This window comes from Salibacter sp. (assembly GCF_031581065.1).
Taxonomy (GTDB): domain Bacteria; phylum Bacteroidota; class Bacteroidia; order Flavobacteriales_G; family Salibacteraceae; genus Salibacter.
This window is the reverse complement of the sequence record NZ_JAVLBN010000017.1, coordinates 39,651-46,396: the sequence shown is the minus strand read 5'-3', so window position 1 is coordinate 46,396 and position 6,746 is coordinate 39,651. Positions and strand designations below refer to the sequence as shown.

Genomic DNA, 6,746 nt, shown 5'->3' with positions numbered 1-6,746 from the left:
GTCCTGCATCCATACTTCAGCAGCTCCATTAACAAGGTTTTTGGCCTGTTGCCCTGTTACACTTTGTCCTATTCCCATGCCAATACTGGCTACAGCTATTACCGCCAACGCTATCAATTTCCTCATAATCAAAAAGTCAATAATTGTTAAAATTAAAAGTGTGTGAAATTAAGGAAAAAATAAATTACATGCTTCAAACTTCTCGTCATTCGCATATGGTCAAACAATAAATCTCCATACATTTGCGTCATCTCATGGGGTGCCCGTTGCTACGGGCTGAGATTATACCCAGGTCTTTCTAAAGACGTAACCTGATCCAGGTAATGCTGGCGTAGGTAAAAAGTAGTGGGTAACTACATATTTATTGAACAATTATTAACCAGAGGAAAACCGCCCCAGTTTTCTGTCTAAAACATTTATGTTATGAAAAGACAAGGACTGCTCTTTGTTTGCCTTTGGTTGATGGTGGTGACTGCCATGGCACAAAATGTCACATTAAAAGGAAAGGTGCTGAGCACACTTAATGAACCGCTCCCCGGGGCTACAGTTCTCATCGAGGGAACTTATCGCGGGACATCTACTGATGAAAAAGGTGCTTTTTCATTCGAGGGCTTATCTGAAAAGGAGTATCAACTCAAGATTTCCTACATCGGGTATGCGACCAAAAAAGTTACTGTTGATTTGGCTGCTAACGGTCAGAGCCCGCTTGAAGTAATGTTGAAACGCAAAGCCATGGAGGCTCGTGAAGTAACGATCGAAGCAACGCGGGCTACAGAAGAAACGCCAATTGCGTTCGAGAATATCTCAGAGGCTGAGATCGAAAATCGAAACTTCGGGCAGGACATACCTTACGTTTTGGATATGTCTACATCGGTAACCACTACGAGTGATGCCGGTGCCGGAGTTGGCTACACGGGAATGCGTATCCGTGGATCTGACAATACCCGTGTGAATGTTACGATCAACGGTATTCCTTACAATGACGCTGAATCGCACGGAACATTTTGGGTGAACATGCCTGATCTCGCTTCATCAGCTGATAACATTCAGATCCAGCGCGGAGTTGGTACATCGACTAACGGTGCCGGAGCTTTTGGCGGAACGATGAAAATCAATACGCTCGAATTAGAGCCTGAAGCTTTTGGTAAATACACCGGAAGCTATGGCTCATTTAACACGATGCGTCACACAGTTGAATTTGGTTCGGGTCTGACCAAAAATAACTTTGCTTTCGATGGTCGGTTATCTACGATTCAGAGTGACGGCTACATCGATAGAGCGAGCTCTGACCTCAAGTCGTACTACTTTAGTGGAGGCTACTATGGCGAAAAAACAACGCTTAAGTTTTTGACTTTTGGTGGTAAGGAGCGTACTTATCAGGCGTGGAACGGTGTGCCTCCGCAATTGCTCGATGAAAATCGCACATTTAATTCATACACTTATCCTGATGAGGTTGATAACTATGAGCAAACGCATTATCAATTACACTGGCTTCAGGATATAAGTAAGTCTCTTTCGTTCACCGCTTCATTGCACTATACGAAAGGACAGGGGTACTTTGAGCAATATAAAGGTGCCGGTTACAATTACTACCTGAATTTTGATTCAAAAGAGTCGTTTGGTGATTATGGCCTTGAACCAATTAATCTCGGGACAGATACATTTGGACTCGGCAATGATGAGCCATTCCTAAATCCAGATGCATCAGCGAGATATGATACAACTGTTGTGAACGGAGATTCAATGGTTGTTCGTGACTCAGAAATCAACGAAACAAACCTTATTCAGCGCAGGTGGCTCGATAATGACTTTTACGGAATTGTTTACTCACTCCAATACAGCAAAGGAAACTTCGATTTCACACTAGGTGGTGGAGCAAACGAGTATGTTGGTGATCACTACGGAGAAATCATTTGGGCTGAGTATTCGAGTGGTAGTGAAATCTATGACCGTTTCTATGACAACACAGCTACTAAAACTGATATTAATGTTTACGGTAAAGCAAATTACCGATTGAATGATTTCAATTTCTTTGGTGACTTGCAGTTGCGCCAGGTAGAATATGAGGCAAATGGAGTTGATAACGATGGTCGCTTAATCGATGTTGATGAAACGCTCACTTTCTTCAATCCAAAGGTAGGATTCACGTGGAATATGAGTGAGAAGTCTAAACTTTACGGATCGGTATCGGTAGCGCATCGTGAGCCAACACGTAACGATTATCTCGATGCTCCGGATGGTGTAAAACCAAAACCTGAAGAGCTTATCGATTACGAATTTGGGTACAAGCGAGCTACTCAACTCTATTCAATTGGAGCAAATTTCTACTTTATGGATTACAACGATCAGCTCGTACTTACAGGAGATGTGAATGATGTAGGATCAGCTGTTCGTATGAATGTGCCAGAGAGTTACAGGGCAGGTATTGAATTGACATTTGGGTGGCAAATCACAAAACGCCTCGATTGGCAGGGAAATGCAACTTTCAGTCAAAACAAGATCAGTAGTTACACTGAAAAAGTTGATGACTGGGTAAATGGTGGTCAAATTGAAATTGAGCGCGAAAATACTGATATCGCTTTTTCTCCAAATACAATTGCTGCTACTCAACTTGCTTATACTGTTCCAACAAACTTCACCGGTCTTGATGATCAGTTGAAAATTACCGGATTTGGAAAGTATGTTGGCGAACAGCACTTTGATAATACAGGATCTGACCAACGCGTTCTCGATGCTTATTTGACAAATGACATTCAGCTTTCTTACGGAATCAAGAATTCATTTGTAAGACATTTAGAAGTTGCTTTCCAGGTGCGCAACGTGCTTGATGTTGATTACATCACCAATGCCTGGGTTTACCGATTTGCGAGCAGCAATCCGGGGTATGTAGATTCATCAGATCCTTATGTGACTAAGGAAAAAACAAATGATGCAAATAATCCATATTACCGCTACACAGGGTTATTCCCTCAAGCCGGCCGTAACTATATGGCTACGCTCAGGATTAAGTTTTAACAGTTAAAATTAGGGGTGCGAAAAGGGAGTGTTTATAAGGATTCACTCCCTTTTTGTTTTTATAGCATTGCGTTTTTTGATGTATGTGCTATAGTCATCATCAAAGGCTACGCGTTTATCAACTGTTTCGTCAAACAGTTGGAGATTAGATAGTACAACTTCGCTCACTTCACGTACACAGTGTTGACCACTTTCAGATCCGGTTATGTAGTCAGCGAGTTGTTTGCGCTTGCAGTAATCGACCAGTAAAGGGTTGGCCGATTTACGCACGAGAAACCTTGCACCGCTTTCCTTAGCGAGCGATAAGTCGAGAATATCATCAAACACGAAAAGCACTTCATGTGGTTTAATGTCGTGTTCTGACTGTAAATAATCGAGCGCCTCAACCTTGTTTTTCATTCCGCTAATGGTCAAATCCAGGTGTTCACGCTCAGCCCAGTGAAGAGCCGTAGGGTTGTTCTCACCTGAGATAATTGCCGTAAACGGAATTTCTTTGTTGAGTAAATAATAGCCAAAACGCATCATGTTGACGCCCATCGAATCGGCTTCAGAAAATGAACTGCTGCGCGATTTATCTTTGTAGCCTGAGTGGAATACTCCGTCCCAGTCAAAGATGAGGGCTTTCACGTCTTTTAATTTTTGGCGCAACAAAAAAGGCGAAGAGATAAACTCCCCGCCTTTTGATTCAAAAATATGTTGAATATCCTGCATCGGATTAGCTATTCATTTTTACGATATCCTGAACATCGAGCATACCAACAACTTTGTCGTTCTTAGTAACCACAAGTTCATCGATTTTCTTTTCTGTAAAGATCGACTGTGCATCGATGAGCAATGACTCAGCATCTACAGAAAGAGGTTTTGATAGGTCCAGTTCGCTCATTTTCTTATTCACTGCGCTGGCACCTTCATTTTCGATTAATCTGCGGAGGTCTCCATCAGTGAAAATGCCGATTGCTTCCTGCTTGTCATTGACAACGCTCACAGCACCAAATCCACCTGATGTCATTTTTACTGTACAATCAGTTACTGTAGCACCCTCTTCAACCATTGGGTTGTGATCGTTCATAATATCTTTTACGCGAACAGTCATGAGGCGAGTGTGCTCGAAGAACTGGCGAGTACCAATTTCAGTGAAGTGGTTCTCAGTTAGTTGCTTCATCACTTTCCATGGAACTGTGATTGTGTGAACACCAATGTTAATCGCGTTGCGAACGTGCTCAACGTGACGAACAGATGAGAACATGATTTTGGTGTTATAACCATAGAAGTTTACGGCATCAACACATTGCTCGATCAATGAAAGAGCATCAGTTCCCTGATCCTGTAAACGACCAACGAGCGGACAAACGTATGTTGCCCCTGCCTGCATTGCCATGTAAGCTTGTTGTAGCGTGTACACGAGATGAATGTTTACTTTGAATCCCTGATCAGTGAGTTCTTTACAGGCTTTTACACCTTCCATTGAAATTGGGATTTTGTAAACTGTTGTTTCGCGATCGAGTCCCAGTTTTTCCTGGCGCTTAGCTTCAGCAACAATTTCTTCAGCTGTTTCACCAAGTGCTTCAATTTGAAGAACGGGAACGATATTAGAAAGCTCAACGATTGTACCGTCAATATCAGTTATACCGTGACGGTGCATAAAAGTTGGTGTGGTTGTTAGTCCACTTAAAAAGCCGAGTTTAAAAGCGTGTTTGATTTCGTTTATATCGGCAGAATCGAGATATAATTCCATGGTTTAAATTTCTTTTTTCCTTTCTTATCAGACCACAAAGATGTGGTTTTCTTATGAATTAATTATTTGCGGTATTTTAATTCAACTTCATGTAATTCGATGAGTGGCTTGAGAAACTCTTCGAGCTGGTCCATGTCGAGCTGACTGGCAGCATCGCAAAGAGCATCGCTGGGGCACGGGTGCGTTTCCACAAAGATGCCGTCAACTCCGGCTGCGACTCCGGCTCTGCCCAAAACTGGTAAGTATTGGCGTGCTCCACCGCTCGGATCTGAACTTGGAATTCCATATTTGCGAATAGCATGCGTAATATCAAAAACTACCGGATAACCGATTTTGCCCATGTCGTAAAAACTCCTGGGATCGATTACGAGATCGTTGTAACCAAATGTGTAGCCACGTTCTGTTAAAATGATATTTTTATTTCCGGTCGATTCAATTTTAGCTGTTGGCTTCGCCATGTTTTCGGGTGCCAAGAACTGACCGTGTTTTAGGTTGACCGTTTTGCCTGTTTTAGCTGCTTCAACTACGAGTGTCGTTTGCATACACAGGTAAGCAGGGATTTGAAGTACGTCAACAACATCAGCGGCAGGTTTTGCCTGATCAGGATAGTGGATGTCTGTCAAAAGCGGAAAGCCAAACTCATTTTTGATTTTTTCCAGAATGCGAAGACCTTCATCCATTCCCGGCCCCATGTAATAATCGACAGAGCTACGGTTGTCTTTTTGGAATGAAGATTTGTAGATTACCGGAATGTCGAGCTTTTCGGTGACTTCCTTGATTTTTTCGGCTGTGCGCATCATCGTGCTTTCTTCTTCAATCACGCATGGGCCAGATATGAGAAACAATTTGTCATCTCCGGCATTGATGTCGCCAACCTGAACTTTGAACTTACTCATTCGAACTTAAATTTGCGCAAAAATAGGTATTTGGATGAAGTTAGTAGTGTTTTATCGGTAGCTCTTATTTGGTTGAGGGATGAACAATTATTGAAGAATAGAATATGTTTTTTCAGAGTCTTAATTATAGTCTCTCAACTGTTCCGTGAGTGAAACGGTAAAGGCGAAAAAACGTTCCACAGACGGAACGTTTTAAAATTATAATCGCAGATTATTGAGAGTGATAATGATTTTGTAGGAATACAATTAGGTCTTGTAATGACCTATTTCATCATTTTCCTCACTCTTTCTAGATCATCAATTGTATCTACTGAAATACTGTCGTGGCTGGTGAAGCCGAGTTTGATTTTACCACCATTTTCTAACCAGCGGTTTTGTTCAAGACTCTCCATTTTTTCCAGTCCTGATTCAGGTAAGCTGGCAAATTCTTCAAGTGTTTCAATGGTGTAAGCGTAAAAGCCCAGATGCTTGTAAATGGTGGTTTTTTTGAGCCATTTAGTTTTATCAACTCCTCTGATGTGTGGAATTACAGATCTGGAGAAGTAAAGTGCGAAATAGTTTTTATTGAACGTGACAAAAACCTCGCTTTCGTTGAAGAGGTCATCTAAACGAACAACAGGTGTAATAAGAGTAGCCAACTTTGTTTGAGGGTCTTTAAAACATTTTTTTAGCGAAGTGAGGTTTTCTTTTGCCAAAAGTGGTTCATCTCCCTGGATGTTGATAACTACATCGTATTGTGTTTCGCTTATTTTCTGGATTTTTTTGTAGGCTTCTAAACATCGATTGGTGCCTGTTGAGTGGTTTTTGCTGGTCATGATGACTTTCCCGCCAAACGACTCAACTGTTTCAAAAATACGCTTGTCATCAGTTGCCACGTAAACCGTTTCAAGGGCTTTTTGTGCTCGTTCGTAAACGTGCTGAATCATCGGTTTGCCGTTGATATCAGCAAGTGGTTTTCCTTCTAAACGTGTTGATCCGTAACGAGCCGGTATAATTCCGAGAAAGTTCATGTTTGATGTTTTTCTGTTATCACTCAAAACAAGCAATTTTTTTCAATTAATGGGGTGATAATTTGAAATATTGTGAGGTTTGGCTCTGAC

The 6,746-nt window shown here is 41.7% G+C and carries 5 protein-coding genes and 1 riboswitch; of the genes, 1 reads left to right on the top strand and 4 read right to left on the bottom strand.

Annotated elements, in window-relative coordinates:
* The first annotated feature begins 245 nt into the window (after positions 1-245).
* Positions 246-356, top strand: a riboswitch (TPP riboswitch).
* 67 nt (positions 357-423) lie between these two features.
* Positions 424-3,015, top strand: a complete 2,592-nt coding sequence (locus RI557_RS06120; protein WP_310682734.1) for a TonB-dependent receptor — start codon at positions 424-426, stop codon at positions 3,013-3,015.
* 42 nt (positions 3,016-3,057) lie between these two features.
* Here RI557_RS06120 and RI557_RS06115 read toward each other — a convergent pair whose 3' ends face one another.
* The 4 genes from RI557_RS06115 to kdsB form a co-directional block, all read right to left on the bottom strand.
* Positions 3,058-3,726 (bottom strand): hypothetical protein, encoded by a 669-nt coding sequence (locus tag RI557_RS06115; RefSeq protein WP_310682732.1) that lies wholly within the window; start codon positions 3,724-3,726, stop codon positions 3,058-3,060.
* A 4-nt stretch (positions 3,727-3,730) separates the two neighbouring features.
* A complete protein-coding gene (locus RI557_RS06110; protein ID WP_310667694.1) occupies positions 3,731-4,750 on the bottom strand; it encodes a transaldolase family protein in 1,020 nt (339 codons plus the stop codon).
* Positions 4,751-4,812: 62 nt separating this feature from the next.
* Positions 4,813-5,646: a 3-deoxy-8-phosphooctulonate synthase gene (kdsA, locus tag RI557_RS06105; protein WP_310667695.1), complete on the bottom strand. Its 834-nt coding sequence runs from the start codon at positions 5,644-5,646 to the stop codon at positions 4,813-4,815.
* A gap of 263 nt (positions 5,647-5,909) precedes the next feature.
* Positions 5,910-6,683: a 3-deoxy-manno-octulosonate cytidylyltransferase gene (kdsB, locus tag RI557_RS06100; RefSeq protein ID WP_310667696.1), complete on the bottom strand. Its 774-nt coding sequence runs from the start codon at positions 6,681-6,683 to the stop codon at positions 5,910-5,912.
* Positions 6,684-6,746: the final 63 nt, after the last annotated feature.

What these genes read in the sequence shown, in the direction of transcription:
- RI557_RS06120 (WP_310682734.1), top strand. Translation starts at nt 424, where the DNA reads ATGAAAAGACAAGGACTGCTCTTTGTTTGCCTTTGGTTGATGGTGGTG.
- RI557_RS06115 (WP_310682732.1), bottom strand. Translation starts at nt 3,726, where the DNA reads ATGCAGGATATTCAACATATTTTTGAATCAAAAGGCGGGGAGTTTATC.
- RI557_RS06110 (WP_310667694.1), bottom strand. Translation starts at nt 4,750, where the DNA reads ATGGAATTATATCTCGATTCTGCCGATATAAACGAAATCAAACACGCT.
- kdsA (WP_310667695.1), bottom strand. Translation starts at nt 5,646, where the DNA reads ATGAGTAAGTTCAAAGTTCAGGTTGGCGACATCAATGCCGGAGATGAC.